The organism is Xenorhabdus bovienii (assembly GCF_024721015.1).
GTDB classification, from domain to species: Bacteria; Pseudomonadota; Gammaproteobacteria; order Enterobacterales; family Enterobacteriaceae; genus Xenorhabdus; species Xenorhabdus bovienii.
Genome location: NZ_JANAIF010000074.1, coordinates 1 through 17,096 on the forward strand (window position 1 = coordinate 1; position 17,096 = coordinate 17,096).

The 17,096-nt window shown below is 42.8% G+C and carries 16 protein-coding genes; 15 read left to right on the forward strand and 1 reads right to left on the reverse strand.

Features of this window, described 5'->3' with window-relative positions:
- Positions 1 to 390: 390 nt before the first annotated feature.
- From NXS07_RS15740 to cheZ, 15 genes are all read left to right on the forward strand, one after another.
- A complete protein-coding gene (locus tag NXS07_RS15740) occupies positions 391 to 1,002 on the forward strand; it encodes an MgtC/SapB family protein (RefSeq protein ID WP_258087118.1) in 612 nt (203 codons plus the stop codon).
- 549 nt (positions 1,003 to 1,551) lie between these two features.
- Positions 1,552 to 2,022: a hypothetical protein gene (locus NXS07_RS15745; RefSeq protein ID WP_155271865.1), complete on the forward strand. Its 471-nt coding sequence runs from the start codon at positions 1,552 to 1,554 to the stop codon at positions 2,020 to 2,022.
- Between the two features lie 56 nt (positions 2,023 to 2,078).
- Entirely contained in the window at positions 2,079 to 2,267 is a 189-nt protein-coding gene (locus tag NXS07_RS15750) for a hypothetical protein (RefSeq protein WP_051863073.1), read from the forward strand.
- Positions 2,268 to 4,398: 2,131 nt separating this feature from the next.
- Positions 4,399 to 4,749 (forward strand): flagellar transcriptional regulator FlhD, encoded by a 351-nt coding sequence (gene flhD, locus NXS07_RS15755; RefSeq protein ID WP_012988397.1) that lies wholly within the window; start codon positions 4,399 to 4,401, stop codon positions 4,747 to 4,749.
- A 2-nt stretch (positions 4,750 to 4,751) separates the two neighbouring features.
- Positions 4,752 to 5,333 carry a flagellar transcriptional regulator FlhC gene (gene flhC, locus NXS07_RS15760; protein ID WP_038190163.1) on the forward strand — a complete coding sequence of 194 codons (582 nt, stop codon included), beginning with the start codon at positions 4,752 to 4,754 and terminating at the stop codon, positions 5,331 to 5,333.
- Positions 5,334 to 5,470: 137 nt separating this feature from the next.
- Positions 5,471 to 6,352 carry a flagellar motor stator protein MotA gene (gene motA, locus NXS07_RS15765; protein WP_038197479.1) on the forward strand — a complete coding sequence of 294 codons (882 nt, stop codon included), beginning with the start codon at positions 5,471 to 5,473 and terminating at the stop codon, positions 6,350 to 6,352.
- A gap of 2 nt (positions 6,353 to 6,354) precedes the next feature.
- Positions 6,355 to 7,356, forward strand: a complete 1,002-nt coding sequence (motB, locus tag NXS07_RS15770) for a flagellar motor protein MotB (RefSeq protein WP_258087119.1) — start codon at positions 6,355 to 6,357, stop codon at positions 7,354 to 7,356.
- A 66-nt stretch (positions 7,357 to 7,422) separates the two neighbouring features.
- Positions 7,423 to 9,528: a chemotaxis protein CheA gene (gene cheA, locus NXS07_RS15775; RefSeq protein WP_413743140.1), complete on the forward strand. Its 2,106-nt coding sequence runs from the start codon at positions 7,423 to 7,425 to the stop codon at positions 9,526 to 9,528.
- Positions 9,529 to 9,539: 11 nt separating this feature from the next.
- Positions 9,540 to 10,037: a chemotaxis protein CheW gene (gene cheW, locus NXS07_RS15780; RefSeq protein WP_038197475.1), complete on the forward strand. Its 498-nt coding sequence runs from the start codon at positions 9,540 to 9,542 to the stop codon at positions 10,035 to 10,037.
- A gap of 176 nt (positions 10,038 to 10,213) precedes the next feature.
- Complete coding sequence (locus tag NXS07_RS15785) at positions 10,214 to 11,917, forward strand: methyl-accepting chemotaxis protein (RefSeq protein WP_258087120.1); 1,704 nt, start codon at positions 10,214 to 10,216, stop codon at positions 11,915 to 11,917.
- A gap of 55 nt (positions 11,918 to 11,972) precedes the next feature.
- Positions 11,973 to 13,604: a methyl-accepting chemotaxis protein gene (locus tag NXS07_RS15790; RefSeq protein ID WP_038204639.1), complete on the forward strand. Its 1,632-nt coding sequence runs from the start codon at positions 11,973 to 11,975 to the stop codon at positions 13,602 to 13,604.
- Positions 13,605 to 13,610: 6 nt separating this feature from the next.
- Positions 13,611 to 14,501: a protein-glutamate O-methyltransferase CheR gene (gene cheR, locus NXS07_RS15795; RefSeq protein WP_038197471.1), complete on the forward strand. Its 891-nt coding sequence runs from the start codon at positions 13,611 to 13,613 to the stop codon at positions 14,499 to 14,501.
- Positions 14,494 to 15,546, forward strand: a complete 1,053-nt coding sequence (locus tag NXS07_RS15800) for a protein-glutamate methylesterase/protein-glutamine glutaminase (RefSeq protein ID WP_046336910.1) — start codon at positions 14,494 to 14,496, stop codon at positions 15,544 to 15,546. The genes cheR and NXS07_RS15800 overlap by 8 nt, the downstream gene beginning before the upstream one ends.
- A gap of 68 nt (positions 15,547 to 15,614) precedes the next feature.
- Positions 15,615 to 16,004, forward strand: a complete 390-nt coding sequence (gene cheY / locus NXS07_RS15805) for a chemotaxis response regulator CheY (RefSeq protein ID WP_038197469.1) — start codon at positions 15,615 to 15,617, stop codon at positions 16,002 to 16,004.
- A gap of 9 nt (positions 16,005 to 16,013) precedes the next feature.
- Positions 16,014 to 16,670 carry a protein phosphatase CheZ gene (gene cheZ, locus NXS07_RS15810; RefSeq protein WP_012988408.1) on the forward strand — a complete coding sequence of 219 codons (657 nt, stop codon included), beginning with the start codon at positions 16,014 to 16,016 and terminating at the stop codon, positions 16,668 to 16,670.
- A 142-nt stretch (positions 16,671 to 16,812) separates the two neighbouring features.
- Here cheZ and NXS07_RS15815 read toward each other — a convergent pair.
- The coding region (locus tag NXS07_RS15815) for a transposase (RefSeq protein ID WP_258087121.1) at positions 16,813 to 17,096 on the reverse strand (284 nt) is incomplete at its 5' end.

Genomic DNA, 17,096 nt, shown 5'->3' on the forward strand with positions numbered 1-17,096 from the left:
ACCGTGGAGTATGAGCTAAATACTCTATTGGAAGGTTATGGTGCTAAATTTGCAATTAATTTTTCTTGATTACTTATGGTTATATACTCACTCCTTATTTCCTCTGGGAACATACAAATAATCTAGTCGAATTAAATATTCGGCATCATATTCCATGTGTAAGATGAAGAAATTATCTCTTTAGGTTATCTATTGAGCTGTAGTCTATTAAAAAATAGTTATTAGTGGCTAAAATTTTCATATATAACGTATGGGAGTTATTTTTCAACTACGGGTTGAAAATCATCTTAAGTTATTTAGTCAATAGAACCTCAATAAATAAAACTAACTGAATTAGGCCATTAATGCACATGATTCTTGATTTATCCATTTGATATTATGGAGAATTTCATGTTGTTAACACCTATTGCCATTCATTTACTATCTGCAATGTTTTTTGGGGCTCTGATTGGAGCTGAGCGCCAATGGCGTCAGCGTATTGCCGCGCAGATTGTATTCGGTATTGGTTTTCTTGGGGCTGGCGTGATTATGCGCCAAGGAATGAATATTCGAGGCTTAAATACTGCTGCAACATTGTGGTGTTCGGCGGGTATTGGCGTGTTATGCGGACTTGGTCAATATTGGTCTGCGAGCATTGCCACAGGCATTATTCTGTGTGCGAACACTCTGTTGAGAGAGGCCGCACAGCGGATTAATACCCAACCTTATCAACAAGCCTTAGATTTAGAACAACGCTATAAGATCCATATTGTTTGTGATATTCATGATGAAATCCTAGTCAGGACACTGATCCTACAGGCTATTAATGGGTTAGGTGTCAGATTGCAGTCATTGAGTAGTGCTGATGCTAATGCCACTCAACCCGACAGGCTTGAAGTCTGTGCAGAAATATTGGCAACACCGACTGAGCAAAAAGAAATAGAGTCGATTGTTTGTCGAGTGAGTTTGGAAAAAAGCGTCAGTTCAGTTAATTGGAAAATTGCTACAGAATTACCTGCTTAGAATAATTTTATATTACTAATTCCATAATATTATATTTATCAGGGGATAAGGACGGATGATATTCCGCCTATCCCTTGAACTGAATAAGACGTTGTCTAAAGCCAGCCAACCTATTCAATGAAGTACACATGAAAAAGCACCTCATGCGTTTATTCAGCTAATCCATCACTTTCCATAATTCGTTTATTTAAGTCCTGATGCTTTTGGCGATGATCATCTTTTTTACTGATTACTTTTTGTCGTCACGCCATGAAAATGAAATAAATATAACCAATATTATTATTATCTTAATAATAATTTCATTTAGTGGTTTATTCTTGTTCTGGCAGGTAAGAGACTTCAGTATTCCATTGGGCATAGCTAAACAAGCGGCACTATGGATTTGATGGATCAAGCGATTGTCAGGTATGGGAGCGAAAAATTGGTATTGGTTTTCTCACCAGCTACAGAAAAATTGATGAGTTATCTTTTGATTTTGTTAGACGTAGCTTGCCAATTTCTGTTCAAAAACAGTAGCAAAAGTGCTAATTGATTGGTAAAGCGGCTACTGTGGAAATGTCATCAGTATGCTCTCATATGAGGTTAAAGGAGAAAATAATTTCTCTCACTGAAGAAAATCGTAACAATGTGATGGGGCTGGTTAACCTCTATAAAGAGCAAGGTTTCAGAGGGTTAATCTTAGTGACAGGGGAGTTAAGTCTTGATGAAGTGAAACATCCATTTTCTGTTGCTGATGAAAAGGAGAGGGTACTGCAAGGTTTATTAACATTTTTAGATTTGCCAAAGGTGAGTGTGGCGATGGCAATGGCTGCATTAAGAGAAAATGACGTTTCAGCTAAGGTGCTTAACGGAGATAGCCCTGTCATTACCGCAGAAATTTACCGTGATGTGGGTTTAGATCCTAGGAATATTTTTATTAATTTTGATATTGAATTTGCGAGTGATGAAGACCTTTCAAAAGAAGTGGAATTAAGAACAGCATTTTGTAAGTTAACCCCACGGAAAAGTCACGCATTTTAAAGTCATTGCAAAATAGTAAATACACAGTTAGTTTTTTCGGTAATGGAATAAATGATATGTCTACATTGCGGTATGCTGATATCGGTATTTCTGTTGACACCAGAACCAATACCGCAAAAGAGTCAGAGGATATCATTTTGTTTGATAAAAATTTGATGGTATTAGGGGAACGAGTAATAAAAAGTAGGGAAACGTTTGGGAATATCATTAAGTATTTAAATATGACAGCCAGTTGGATTTCGTGAATGTATTTTCGATACTGATTTCCAGAGTATTTATTCCATTTTTACTGATGTTAGCCATCTATTTGCTTGTACAAAACCTAATGTACGATATTTCACAACTGTCTTTGTCGTAAGACAAAATGGATAAAGAGTTATTGAGAATCCCTCGCAAATAGATGTAAAGAATATCGGATATTTTATGATTGGGTTAGGGACGACATTTTCTATCTTAGATATCACAATATTCGCTATGATTTGATATATATTTATAGTGAGCTGTGCAGAACATCAAACTTCATTCCAATAGGCTAGTTCATGGAAGGCCAGTTGTCTCAGGCACTGGCTGTACATATGTTGCGTACACAAAAAGTTCTGTTTGTCCAAAGTATCGCCGTATTACCTGTGTTATTAACAACGTCAATAATTATGACACTAGGTATATACATACCATTTTTACCATTTGATGTACTAATTGGATTACAGTCATTGCTTTAGAAATATTTTCTTTGGTGAATAGGAACACTAATATGCGACTGCGTCATCACCCAAATGATGAAGCAATTTTACATTCATCACGTTGGTGGATAGTTGTAAATAATTCTCATTAATTAACATCTTATTCTGTGTGGATTAAGGTAGCCGTCCACACAGCGGCTGCCATTATCACCCTTATCATGACTCATTTTTTACAGATATTTCGAATAGGTATTGATGTTATTCTTTGAATATGATCTTACTATCACAATAAATATAAATTTAATGAGGTAATAAGGTCATATTTACCCGTTATTCTTTTTATTTGAATCGTTACTTTTATATGATCTATTGTTACTTATATTTTAAATTAAGTAAGATAATTTCCTTTTTCATATTTATTTATTCTGTTTGCATTCCCTGTTTCGTATTCAAAGTGTTTTTTCTTCTTTTAATTGGATTTTATGTTATAAGAATTTATTGTTAAATTTGTATTTGGGAGTGATTTTGTTTCTATTTTTTATGTTATTTAAGGAAATTAATTTTCTGTTAATGGGGGATTTTTCTTTTGCGTACACAGTCAGTCACTCCATTCTGTATAAATGGCATAAACATTGATTATTCTTAACATTATGAAAAAAGAGCACGCTTTTAATGATAAATTTATCTTATTGATTGTGGGTATAAGGTAGTCAATGAGGAGAAATAACAACCAGTGAGGATTTAGTTAAATTTATGCCATAAACTGTCTATCTATAAGTTTATTTACTTTAGATAATTTTATATATAATGGTGGTCTAGCGTGACTTCTGTGGTTTTGAATAGTAGTGGCTTTTGTTGTGTTCTCGAAGCCTTGTCCGCTTTATTTACTCTAAGGCAGGGATGTAGATGTTTTTTATTTCAACATCATACTGTATTTTATCTTATTTTTGTGATCTGTGTGATATTTATGCGTAAAGTGGCTTGAATGCCACCTTTTCCTCTGTGTGAAAAGAATACGATCGTAAACCAAAAATGATCAGATTAGTAGCTTTTTAATAACTAGTATTCACATATAATTAATAAATTTGGCATAACTATGATCTAAGTCAACTTATAGTGGAAGATGAGTACCTACCTACATTATCAAGAGGCAAATTTTACTAACATATTGAGAATTTAACTAAAGTATATATTTTTTATCGCCATTTTAAATTTAGAAGTTTAATAGATCGTATAAAACAAAAAACAGTCCTTAATATTTTTATTTAGATAATTTAACTTATTAATTGTGGACTATTTTTCGTTTTCTATTGCTTGAATAGTTAATGAGCTAGAATCATAATAAAAAGTGTCAGTTTTGTGATATATGTCACATAGTATTTAAAATGGCATATATTCTCCGTTGTATAAGTTGATGATTCAGGAGTAAAGTTAATTAGCATTAAGAATATTCTTAATCAATTGTGGCAAGTGCATTAATCAGATGACGCAATAATACTTTCACAACCCATTACCGAAATATTTTAGAAATTGGGCGATCCCAAGAGTAATACAAAGGACAGTTACTGCTCTGGCTAAAGATGTATATTTCAGTTATGTCGGAGATTATTGAATCTCATGCTACTGGTAATTTTGTCGTGAGTGATTCTTTGATCACTTAATTAATTTTTCATATAATCGGACGGGATATATAGAAATGAGTACGGTTGAATTGCTCAAACATATTTATGACATAAATTTATCGTATTTGCTTTTAGCGCAACGGCTAATTAACCATGAGAAAGCATCTGCGATGTTCCGTTTAGGTATTAGTGAATCGATGGCTGATACGTTGGCCGAGCTGACATTGCCTCAGTTAGTAAAATTAGCTGAAACTAACCAACTGATTTGCCATTTTCGGTTAGAAGACCACGAAACGGTGCTGCAGTTAACGAAGGAATCGCGGGTGGACGATTTGCAACAAATTCACACAGGTATCTTGCTGTCTACTCATCTTTTTCAGCAGTTATCTGCGCTGGATGACATTTCAATCAAGAAAAGAGCGTGAAGATGGTTGAAAAAAGTATTGTTCAGGAAGCGAAAGATATTCATCTTGCAATGGAGCTCATCACTTTAGGTGCACGGTTGCAAATGCTTGAAAGTGAAACACAATTAAGCAGAGGGCGATTGATCAGGCTGTATAAAGAGTTGCGGGGAAGCCCTCCGCCTAAAGGGATGCTTCCTTTTTCGACGGATTGGTTTATGACTTGGGAACAGAATATTCACTCTTCTATGTTCTACAATGCTTATCGTTTCTTGATGAAAAGCGGGCATTGTGACGGTGTTGAAGCTGTTGTAAAAGCTTACCGACTGTACCTTGAGCAATGTCCTCCAAGCAGCGAAGGTGGGCCTGTTCTGGCACTGACCAGAGCCTGGACACTTGTCCGTTTCGTTGATAGCGGGATGCTACAGCCAACAGAGTGTCGCTGCTGTGGTGGCACTTTCATCACGCACGCCCACCAACCGGTGAACAGCTTTGTTTGTAGTCTTTGCCAGCCACCTTCACGAGCGGTAAAAAAACGTAAACTTTCCGCTCTGCCTGCCGATACTAATTCACAACTGCTGGATGGATTTGCTCAGCAAGCTATGTGAATTTAAATGGGAAACTTAAAAGCAGGTTACAGGTTTTTATGTGCAGACCTGTAATCTGCTCTGTCATACCGTTCTTCGTTTACTAATTCGCCCTGTTCAAATCCCATCTGCTCACCAACTTAGCTAAAGGATATCGCGTGTTAGTACTTTTAGGATATGTAGTGGTTTTTGGTGCGGTAATTGGTGGCTATCTGCTTGTCGGTGGCCACATGGGCGCACTTTATCAGCCAGCGGAATTTTTGATTATTGCAGGTGCGGGTATTGGCGCTTTTATCGTAGGCAATAATGGCAAGGCGATAAAGGCAACACTGCGTGTTTTACCAAAAGTATTGCGCAGATCAAAATACAACAAAGCAATGTACATGGATCTCATGGCGCTGCTGTTCCGCCTGTTATCCAAATCACGCCAAAATGGGCTTCTGGCTTTGGAGCGGGATATCGAAAATCCACACCAGAGCGACATCTTCACACAGTATCCCCGTTTGTTAAAAGATCCCTATTTGATGGATTTCATCACTGATTATATGCGTCTGATCATCAGCGGTAACATGAATCCCCATGAAATTGAGGCCCTGATGGATGAAGAAATCGAGACTTATGAACAGGAAAGTGAAGTCCCTGCGACCAGTCTGGCGATGGTTGGAGATTCACTGCCGGCATTTGGCATCGTTGCCGCCGTCATGGGAGTGGTTCATGCACTCGGATCAGCGGATCGTCCGGCAGGGGAGCTGGGTGCGTTAATCGCCCATGCGATGGTAGGAACATTCTTAGGGATTTTATTGGCTTACGGTTTTGTTTCTCCTCTGGCAACCTTGCTGCGTCAACGTAGCAGCGAACAGGTAAAAATGATGCAGTGCATCAAGATTACACTGCTTTCCAGCCTGAATGGTTATGCTCCGCAGATTGCGGTTGAATTCGGTCGTAAAACATTATTCCTCACAGATCGTCCTTCATTTACGGAACTTGAAGAACATGTTCGTCGGGTTAAATCTCCTGTACAACAAGAAGTCGAAGAATAATTATGAGAGCGAATAATGTTACTGTCATCAGAGTAAAAAAACGCAAAAAACACGGTGAGAAGCACTGTGGTGGATCATGGAAGATTGCATATGCCGATTTCATGACTGCGATGATGGCGTTTTTTCTGGTCATGTGGCTGCTATCGATCGCCAGCCCACAGGAGTTAACCAGCATTGCAGACTATTTTCGCACTCCCTTGCAGGTAGCGATAAACCAAGGGCCACAAAGCAGCGATAGCACAAATCCGATTCCTGGGGGAGGGGATGAAGTTTTTCAGCAGGATGGAGAAGTTTTTCGCGAATCTAAACTTGTTGAATCCAATGAGGAAAAACGTCGTCTGAATCGACTGCACCAACAACTTGATCAACTTATTATCACCGATCCTCGCCTAAAAGAACTACGTCCCCATTTGTTGATCGACATGATGGATGAAGGTTTGCGCATTCAGATCATCGATAGGGAAAACCGTCCGATGTTTATGGTTGGTAGTGCGAAGGTTGAGAGCTACATGAGAGATATTTTGCAGGCAATTGCACCGATTTTGAGTGGAATTCCGAACAAAGTCAGCCTTTCTGGTCATACCGATAATTTACAGTATGCCAATGGCCAAAGGGGTTATAGCAACTGGGAACTCTCTACGGATCGTGCTAATGCCTCAAGGCGAGAATTGCTGAACGGTGGCTTGGATGAGGTCAAAATCTTGCGGGTTGTTGGTATGGCATCCACTGTCAGTATGCAGAAGGGAATTGATCCTAATGCACCGGTTAACCGCCGTATCAGCATTATTGTCTTGAATAAAGATGCAGAAAAACGGATTGAGCAGGAAAACAGTGGTGGTGACGCCATGACCGCTAACAGTAGTATGGATATGCAAGAAGTCATCAGAACGGATTCGAATAAGGGAGCGCCTTCTCAGCAACCCACCGAACAATCCAGTGAAATCACAATATCGGTGCAGACTCAGACTGAACCGTCCAGTGATACTAATAAGGTGACAGAGTAAGTAACGATGGATATTACCGCGTTTTATCAGACCTTCTTTGATGAAGCAGATGAATTATTGGACGATATGGAGCAGCATTTATTGCTGCTCGATGCCGATGAACCTGATCATGAACAACTAAATGCAATTTTTCGTAGCGCCCACTCCATCAAGGGGGGCGCTGCAACTTTTGGTTTTGCCAAGCTGCAACAAACCACGCATGTTTTGGAGAATCTGCTAGACAGTGCCAGACGTGACGAAATACGCCTGACTACTGACATTATCAACCTGTTTTTAGAAGCGAAAGATATTATGCAGCAACAATTGGATGCCTATAAAAGTTCTCAGGAGCCGGATGAAGATACATTCAATTATATCTGCGAGACATTGCGTCAGCTTGCCTTAGAGCTACAGGAAGATAAGCAGGATGAGAGTGCTGACACTGCCGCACCGGCAATTCAGCCTGAACCTGCATTGAAAGAGACTGTGCTGGAAGCTGAAGAAGAACAAGCAGTCGTGATCAATCAGCCAGAAGAAAAAAATCTTCCGGCAGGTAAAACTGATCAAGGGAGAATCCGCGTTCATCTATCTGGGCTAAAAGAACGCGAAGTCTCCTTGATGAAGGATGAATTGGGGCATCTTGGTGATGTTTACGACGTTGAACAGACCGCAGACAGCCTTGAAGCTTCATTGATCACATCTGCAACAGAAGATGACATCACCGCTGTAATGTGTTTTGTGATTGAACCTGAACAGATAACTTTTCTGCCTGTTGCGGACTCGCATCCGGCAGAAACTGAAGCAGACACTCAGTCTGAAAAAAAACCAGCGGCAGAAGGTGTGGCAATCGAAAGTCGTGTGGCTGTAAGTACGATAAGTACTGATAAACCACAGTCTGCTGATGTGCCACAAAAATCAGAAGTACATGAAGTAGGGCGTCCGGCCCCGCGTCCGGTAGCGGGATCACCACGTCAACGTGTCGAATCTTCCAGTATTCGTGTTGCTGTTGAGAAGGTGGATCAACTCATCAATCTGGTGGGAGAACTGGTCATTACCCAATCTATGCTGGCACAGCATTGTGATGGATTGGAGCAGACAAAACACAGCGAACTGCTGAGTTGTATGGCTCAATTGCAGCGAAACTCCCGTGATTTGCAAGAATCCGTCATGTCGATCCGTATGATGCCGATGGAGTACGTTTTCAGCCGATATCCACGTCTGGTGCGGGATTTAGCAGGTAAACTGAACAAAAAAGTGGAACTGACGCTGATCGGCAGTTCAACGGAACTCGATAAGAGCTTGATCGAGCGGATTATTGATCCCCTCACGCATCTAGTACGCAACAGCCTCGATCACGGTATTGAAAACCCGGAAAAACGGATTGCAGCCGGAAAATCAGAAACGGGTAACTTGACACTCTCGGCTGAACATCAGGGCGGCAACATCTGCATTGAAGTTATCGATGATGGCGCAGGCTTGAACCGCGAGAAGATCTTGGCAAAAGCGCGGTCTCAAGGCCTGAATATCAGTGAAAACATGAGTAATGAAGAAGTTGCTATGTTGATTTTTGCGCCTGGATTCTCTACCGCAGAAGTGGTAACGGATGTTTCTGGTCGTGGCGTCGGAATGGATGTTGTTAAGCGCAATATTCAGGATATGGGTGGCCAGATTCAGATCAGTTTCCAAGAAGGGAAAGGGACGATCATTCGCATTTTACTGCCGCTGACATTGGCAATACTGGATGGCATGTCCGTCAAAGTCAATAGCGAAGTCTTCATTCTGCCATTGAGTGCTGTGGTCAGTTCATTACAGCCACAGGAAGAAGATATCTATCCTCTGGCGGGCGATGAAAAACTGCTGCAAGTCCGTGGAGAATATTTACCGCTACTGGAATTGTACCGGATATTTGATATTTCGAACGGGGAAACCTCGCCAACCAAAGGTATTGCCGTCATTGTTCAAAGCGCGGGGCGCCGCTATGCATTGCTGGTGGATAAATTGGTCGGACAGCATCAGGTAGTCGTTAAAAATATCGAGAGCAATTACCGTAAAGTACCTGGCATTTCGGCTGCCACCATTATGGGAGACGGTAGTGTTGCCCTGATCATTGATATTCCTGCTTTGCAGAAACTCAATCATGAACAGTTGGCTACGCGTAAGGCGGAGCTGGTGAATAAAAAAATAACACAGTAAAAGGTAACATCATGTCAGCCATAGAAGAATTCAGTAAATTATCGGGGGAAACGACCGGAAAGGAATATCTGGTTTTCACCTTGGGTGACGAAGAGTATGGAATTGAAATACTGAAAGTGCAGGAAATACGTGGTTACGACCAAGTTACCCGGATTGCAAATACACCTTCTTTTATCAAAGGGATAACCAATCTGCGTGGAGTGATTGTTCCCATTATTGACTTGAGGATCAAATTCTCTCAGGAAAACATCACTTATAACGACAACACCGTCGTGATCGTCCTGAACCTGCTTAATCGTGTGGTGGGGATTGTGGTTGATGGCGTGTCCGATGTGCTGTCTTTGAAGGACGATCAAATTTGCCCGGCGCCGGAGTTTGCGGTTACCTTGTCAACTGAATATCTGACAGGGCTAGGTTCCATTGATGAGCGGATGCTGATTCTGGTAGATATCGAAAAACTCCTTAACAGTGAAGAAATGGCATTAGTGGATTCTGTCGCCAAGAGCTGATATTTCAGGGCTGTCGTGATTGTTGCCACTCATTATAGTCAGTCGAGCAAAACGGCAGCCTTAATTGTTTTAGATCAAAAAAATAGTGCAAAAACTCAATTTTTTGGATTACACATAAAGTTCCCTTTAAGGGTGCCGATAACACTGGCATAGCAATTTATTACAAAAGGGAAGTCATGTTTAACCGAATGAAAATAGTGACGGGGCTAATCTCAGTCATCATATTATTTGGTGCTCTGCAATTTATCTCCGGGGGGCTGTTCTTTAATGGTTTAAAGAACGATACAGAAGCCTTTGATTTATTGGATAAAATGCGGCAGCAGCAAAAGTTATTGGATGAAAGCTGGATCAACCTGCTGCAAGCCCGTAATAACCTGAACCGCGTTGGCATCATCTATATGATGAAAGAACGCGATCTTGATGGTACTTACCAAATTGATGATGTTCTGGCTGAATCTAAAGTCAATCTAGCTCGTGGGGAACGCCGCTTCGAGCAATTTGAACAGCTCAAAAAATTGCCCATACATGATCCAGACCATCTCCAACGTTTAAAACAAACTCATCATGAATATCTTAACGCGCTCAAAGAGTTGGATGGATTTCTGGCAAAAAAACAGTATAAAGAATTTTTTGCCCAGAAAACCACCGACTATCAGAACGCTTTTAATGTGGAATACGACTACTATCTGAACCAGGATCAAAAACTGTATGATGAAGTGGCGCGCGAAGCAGATATTGCTTATCGCAATATTATCATTAGCTTAATCTCTGTGTTTGTGCTGTTGATTTTGGTTATGGCAGTAAGCTGGATTAGCTTGCGTAAAGCATTGATCAATCCATTGAATAAGTTACTGGAAAATATTAAAGCCTTCTCGAAAGGTGACTTGACCCAAACTATCAATGTGTCCGGTACCAATGAAATGGGCATGCTGGCGGTTGGCTTGAGGCATATGCAGGACGAGCTGATCCATACCGTCAGAAGTGTTCATCAGAGTACGGAAACCATCTATACCGGCACCAGCGAAATTGCTGCGGGTAACAACGATCTCTCTTCTCGTACAGAACAGCAGGTGGCTTCGCTGGAGGAAACCGCTGCCAGCATGGAACAGTTGACTGCAACGGTAAAACAGAATGCTGACAATGCCCGTCAAGCGAGCAATTTGGCTGACAATGCCTCCGATATCGCCCGTCAGGGAGGTAAAGTGGTGGCGAATGTGGTGCAAACCATGCATGACATTGCTGACAGTTCCCGCAAAATTTCTGATATCACCGGTGTGATTGATGCCATTGCCTTCCAGACCAATATTCTTGCCCTTAACGCTGCGGTAGAAGCTGCTCGTGCAGGTGAGCATGGCCGCGGTTTTGCGGTGGTTGCCGGCGAAGTTCGCAATTTGGCACAACGCAGTGCGGAAGCGGCCAAAGAAATCAAATCCCTGATTGAAGACTCTGTGGATCGTACTGACACCGGCTCTGTGCTGGTGGAAAGTGCCGGCGAAACGATGAACAAAATTGTCGATTCTGTGACCCGCGTGACTGACATCATGGGGGAAATTGCATCGGCTTCTGATGAACAAAGTAGAGGAATTACTCAAGTTGGTGTCGCTATTTCTGAAATGGATAGAGTTACACAACAGAATGCGTCACTGGTTGAACAGTCTGCGGCCGCAGCAGCGGCACTGGAAGAGCAGGCCATGATCTTGACCAAAGCAGTTGCGTTGTTCCAGCTACCGGAGCAGGCCGAAAGGAAGCAGTCTGAAAAAAGAAAACATGAAGTTTTATCGACGATAAAATCGCCGACTCCTCCAGCTAATAAAACGAATCCTCCTATGCTGAAGAAAGGCAGTAATGTGGAAGACCCCTCTAATTGGGAAACATTCTAAAAAATAATAGCGATAACCACGGCTGCATAATGCAGCCGTTAAACGAGGTGATTACATGTTAGGTAGGCTTCGCATATCAACCAGTTTGTATCTATTACTCATGATGTTTTGTGTTATGCAAATTATTTCGAGCGGTTTGTCCCTGGGAATAATTCATACAGACCAGTCATATATTGAAAGAATTGATTTGGGAACTAAACGAAGAGATACCCTTGGATTGAGCTGGGCAGCAATGCTGCAAACGCGTAACACTCTCAACAAAATTGCCATTGGCCAAAAAGTGGGTCAGTCGCAGGATCAGATCGACGCGATGGAAGCGTTGCTCAAAAGCTCATTGAATGAAGCTGAAAGGAATTTCGCACAGTTCAGTGCCTTACCTCAGATAGAAAAGAATGACCAAAGTGTCGCCTTATTGGCTGCGGTTGAACGTTCTTACCAAGAATATATTAATGCGTTGAAAGAGCTGAAAACGTATCTTTATGAAGGGAATTTCCAGGCATTTCTTGATCAGCCAACAGAAAATTACCAGCGCCAGCTAGAAGTCGCATACAACAATTACATGCAGTATCTCGGCCATAACATCAGCACAGCGGTTTCCGATGGTGCCTTTTACTATAAAGTTTCCATCGCCATGTTTTTCGGTTCTATCCTGATGGTATTTGTTGTTTCGGCATCAGCGCACTGGTGGATGCGACGTAATCTGCTCCGGCCGTTTGACAATATGCGAGCCTGTTTCCAGGACGTGGCAGAAGGCCGCCTGAATAAAGAAATTGCTGTCACGACCAGTGATGAGATTGGCGATATCTTCAGAAAACTGCGCGATATGCAGAAATCTTTGATCAAGTCGATTGCCTCTGTACGAGACAACACCAACCAGATGTATGCCGGTATTCAGGAAATTACACAGGGCAATACCGACCTGTCATCACGCACTGAAGAACAGGCTGCGTCGCTGGAAGAAACCGCTGCCAGCATGGAAGAGCTGACTGTTACTGTTAAACAGAACGCTGAAAACGCACGTCAGGCCAGTGAACTGGCAGTATCCGCTTCCCAGACGGCTTCGAAAGGCGGTGAATTGACCGTCAGCGTGGTGGCCACTATGGATGAAATTGCCAACAGTTCGAAGAAAATCAGCGCTATTATCAGTGTCATTGATGGCATTGCCTTCCAAACCAATATCCTGGCATTAAATGCGGCGGTTGAAGCAGCGCGTGCCGGTGAGCAGGGACGTGGGTTCTCTGTCGTGGCGGGCGAAGTACGTGACTTGGCGCAACGCAGTGCTGAGGCGGCGAAAGAAATCAAAACCCTGATCGATGAATCTGTCCATCGAGTTAACCAAGGTTCTGAGCTAGTTAATAACGCCGGGAACACCATGGATGAATTAGTCAAATCAGTAAACCAAGTCACTGAACTGATGGCTGAAATTGCCGCCGCTTCTGATGAACAAAGCCGTGGTATTCATCAGGTTGCCCAAGCTGTCAGCCAGATGGATCAAGTCACACAGCAAAATGCGGCATTGGTGGAACAATCTGCGGCAGCCGCTGCTGCGCTTGAAGATAAGGCAGACACATTAGTGAAAACCGTTGCTTTATTTGAACTGCCTGAAGGCTTAGACAATGAGTATGACCATCAGACACCCTCTGCTTCAAAAATGACCGATGAGTATATCGCAAGTCAAATACGCTGAGGTCAGATGAAATCCAATTTAGCAGCCTCAGATACTGATGCTATTTCACCGCTGAACTTTATGTTTCAGCGGCATATTTTGTCGGATGCGCAATTTGAGCGCATCTGCCAGTTTATCTATCAACGGGCTGGTATTGTACTGGCCAAAAATAAACGTGAAATGGTTTACAACCGTCTGGTCAGGCGCTTGCGTGTACTGGGAATCAATGATTTTGGTCAATACCTGTCGATTCTGGAACAGAATATTCATAGCAAAGAATGGGAATTATTCATCAATGCATTGACCACCAATCTCACGGCGTTTTTCAGGGAAGCTCATCATTTTCCCATTTTGGCGGCGCATGCCAGCAGAAAAAACGGAGGCACATACCGCGTTTGGAGCGCAGCCGCTTCGACGGGGGAGGAACCGTATTCTATCGCCATGACCTTGTGTGATGCATTGGGGCATCGGACAAATCGGATAAAAATCATTGGCAGCGATATTGATACTCATGTGCTGGAAAAAGCCCGTCAGGGAGTATATCGACTGGAAGAATTACAGCACATGAGTGATAGCCAAAAGAAAAAGTATTTTTTCAAAGGCATTGGCCTCTTTGAAGGATATGCCAGAGTGCGTCCCGCACTGGCTGAGCTGGTTAGCTTTCAGCACTTGAATCTATTGGATTCTGACTGGACGCTCGAAGGTAAGTTTGATGCGATATTCTGTCGTAATGTCATGATTTATTTTGACAAAAAGACGCAGGAAAGAATTTTGCGTCGTTTTGTCAATTTCTTAAAACCGGATGGTTTGCTCTTTGCGGGGCATTCCGAAAACGTCACTCAAATCAGCCGAGAGTTCTACTTGCAAGGACAGACCGTTTACGGTGTAGGTCGTCGGGCAGGGAGGGGTCATGAATAAAATAACTGTACTGTGTGTGGATGATTCGGCGCTGATGCGCCAGATCATGCGGGAAATAATCAATAGCCACCCAGATATGGAGGTGGTGGACTGCGCGCCAGATCCGTTTGTTGCCCGTGATTTAATAAAAAAACACAACCCTCAGGTATTAACATTAGATGTTGAGATGCCACGCATGGACGGCATTGATTTTCTTGAAAAATTAATGCGTTTGCGTCCCATGCCGGTTGTGATGGTTTCGTCTCTGACGGCGAAAGGATCAGAAATTACATTGAAAGCACTGGAGTTGGGGGCGGTCGATTTTGTAACCAAGCCGCAACTGGGCCTTCGCGAAGGAATGCTGGCCTATAGTGAGCTGATTGCCGAAAAAATCCGCGCTGCGGCGCAGGCAAAAATCAGTACCATGCCGTCCAGTCCTGTGATTGCCACCCCATTGAATTTCAAGCCACTATTATCCAGCGAAAAACTGATCGCAGTCGGCGCTTCGACAGGGGGAACAGAGGCAATAAAAAACTTGTTGCAACCTTTGCCTGTCACCAGCCCGGCGTTACTGATCACCCAGCATATGCCGCCGGGTTTTACACGTTCATTTGCAGAAAGGCTCAATAAATTAAGCCAAATCACCGTTAAAGAGGCGGAGAATGGTGAGCGGGTTCTGCCGGGGCATGCTTACATCGCACCGGGGGATCACCACATGGAACTGTGCCGTAGCGGAGCCAATTATCAAATCATGACTACCCGGGCCCCGCCGGTCAATCGTCATCGTCCTTCCGTTGATGTGCTGTTCCGCTCCGTTGCCAAACATGCGGGACGCAATGCCGTTGGTGTCATCTTGACCGGAATGGGCAGTGATGGTGCAGCCGGCCTGCTGGAAATGAAACAGGCGGGTGCTTATACGCTGGCACAGAGTGAAGCAAGCTGCGTAGTTTTTGGTATGCCACGAGCGGCGATCCAGCTGGGAGCTATTGATGACGTTATGGATATTCAAAAAATCAGTAAAACGATGCTGGCCAAAATCAGCGCAGGGCAATCGATTCGTATTTAGTTGTTGTTATTTGATGTTAACTTTTGCGGCACTGTGCTGCCGGATGAATGAAATTCCAAGGAGTTTTTATGGCAAGTAAGGATCTGAGATTTCTGGTCGTCGATGACTTTGCAACTATGCGTCGCATTGTACGCAATTTATTGAAGGAACTGGGCTTCAACAACGTTGATGAAGCCCAGGATGGAGCCGAAGCACTGGCTAAGCTTCGTGCTGCTGAATTTGATTTTGTTATTTCTGACTGGAATATGCCCAATATTGATGGTCTCGAATTGCTGAAAATAATTCGCAGTGAAGAAAAGCTGGCTGCCTTACCTGTCCTGATGGTAACGGCAGAGGCAAAGAAAGAAAACATTATTGCAGCAGCGCAGGCCGGAGCCAGTGGTTACGTCGTTAAACCGTTTACTGCGGCGATTTTGGAAGAGAAACTCAATAAAATATTTGAAAAATTAGGGCTCTAAGGAGACAAAATGAGTGAAAATCCAGTCATGCCGAGAGATGAGGCGGTTACTACCAGTGAAATAATCAGTCGTATTGGGCAGTTAACGAGAATGCTGCGCGATAGTCTGCGTGAACTGGGGTTAGATCAAACCATTGCTCAGGCGGCTGAGGCGATCCCTGATGCGCGGGAGCGGTTGAATTACGTTGTCCAGATGACGGCACAGGCGGCTGAAAGGGTGCTGAACTGCGTTGAAGAGGCACAGCCCCACCAGAATGAATTGGAATCTTCGGCGAAATCCTTGACCCAGCGCTGGGATGAGTGGTTTGCAAACCCGAACAATCTGGAACTGACAGAGGCTCGCTCACTGGTGACAGATACCAGAGATTATCTCAATCTCGTACCTGAACATGTCTCATTTACCAATACTCAATTGCTTGAGATCATGATGGCACAAGACTTTCAGGATCTGACGGGGCAGGTCATCAAACGGATGATGGAAGTCATTCAGGAACTGGAAAAACAATTGGTCATGGTGTTAATGGAAAATATGCCTTCTGACCAGATGGCCAAAGCGAAAAAAGAGAACGACAGCCTTCTTAACGGCCCTCAGGTTAATCAGAATGGAGCTGGTGTTATTGCCAACCAAGCGCAGGTTGATGATTTATTGGATAGTTTAGGTTTTTGATAACGAATGACGGGACTTTATAACGAATAGCACATTTATTGTTTGATCAGGTTTGGGCGGGTCTGCTGGCTGGCCCAAACTTCTGTCTTCAACCAATTACCCCTCGGTGTATTAGGGACTGTTGATGTTTTATGGTCATAAATCAATCAGCCCACATTGGTAGCCAAACGAGAGTAAATGCCAGTGCTAACATACTGGCATAATTTCGTTCTAATTTATCGTATCTCGTTGCTATAGCACGAAAATGTTTTATTCTGGCAAAGGCATTCTCCACTAAATGTCGGTAACGATATAACCCTTTGTCTATGGGCTTTTCTGATTTTCGGCTGTTTTTTCGATAAGGAATGACGGGTGTTGCCCCTGTTTGTTCGACGATATTTCTGAAAGCGTCACTATCATAGCCTTTATCTGCAATCACAAAATCTG

Bases quoted from the DNA above. Each gene is read 5' to 3' on its own strand.
- NXS07_RS15740 (WP_258087118.1), top strand. From the start codon at position 391: ATGTTGTTAACACCTATTGCCATTCATTTACTATCTGCAATGTTTTTT.
- NXS07_RS15750 (WP_051863073.1), top strand. From the start codon at position 2,079: ATGTCTACATTGCGGTATGCTGATATCGGTATTTCTGTTGACACCAGA.
- flhD (WP_012988397.1), top strand. From the start codon at position 4,399: ATGAGTACGGTTGAATTGCTCAAACATATTTATGACATAAATTTATCG.
- flhC (WP_038190163.1), top strand. From the start codon at position 4,752: ATGGTTGAAAAAAGTATTGTTCAGGAAGCGAAAGATATTCATCTTGCA.
- motB (WP_258087119.1), top strand. From the start codon at position 6,355: ATGAGAGCGAATAATGTTACTGTCATCAGAGTAAAAAAACGCAAAAAA.
- cheA (WP_413743140.1), top strand. From the start codon at position 7,423: ATGGAGCAGCATTTATTGCTGCTCGATGCCGATGAACCTGATCATGAA.
- cheW (WP_038197475.1), top strand. From the start codon at position 9,540: ATGTCAGCCATAGAAGAATTCAGTAAATTATCGGGGGAAACGACCGGA.
- NXS07_RS15785 (WP_258087120.1), top strand. From the start codon at position 10,214: ATGTTTAACCGAATGAAAATAGTGACGGGGCTAATCTCAGTCATCATA.
- NXS07_RS15790 (WP_038204639.1), top strand. From the start codon at position 11,973: ATGTTAGGTAGGCTTCGCATATCAACCAGTTTGTATCTATTACTCATG.
- cheR (WP_038197471.1), top strand. From the start codon at position 13,611: ATGAAATCCAATTTAGCAGCCTCAGATACTGATGCTATTTCACCGCTG.
- NXS07_RS15800 (WP_046336910.1), top strand. From the start codon at position 14,494: ATGAATAAAATAACTGTACTGTGTGTGGATGATTCGGCGCTGATGCGC.
- cheY (WP_038197469.1), top strand. From the start codon at position 15,615: ATGGCAAGTAAGGATCTGAGATTTCTGGTCGTCGATGACTTTGCAACT.
- cheZ (WP_012988408.1), top strand. From the start codon at position 16,014: ATGAGTGAAAATCCAGTCATGCCGAGAGATGAGGCGGTTACTACCAGT.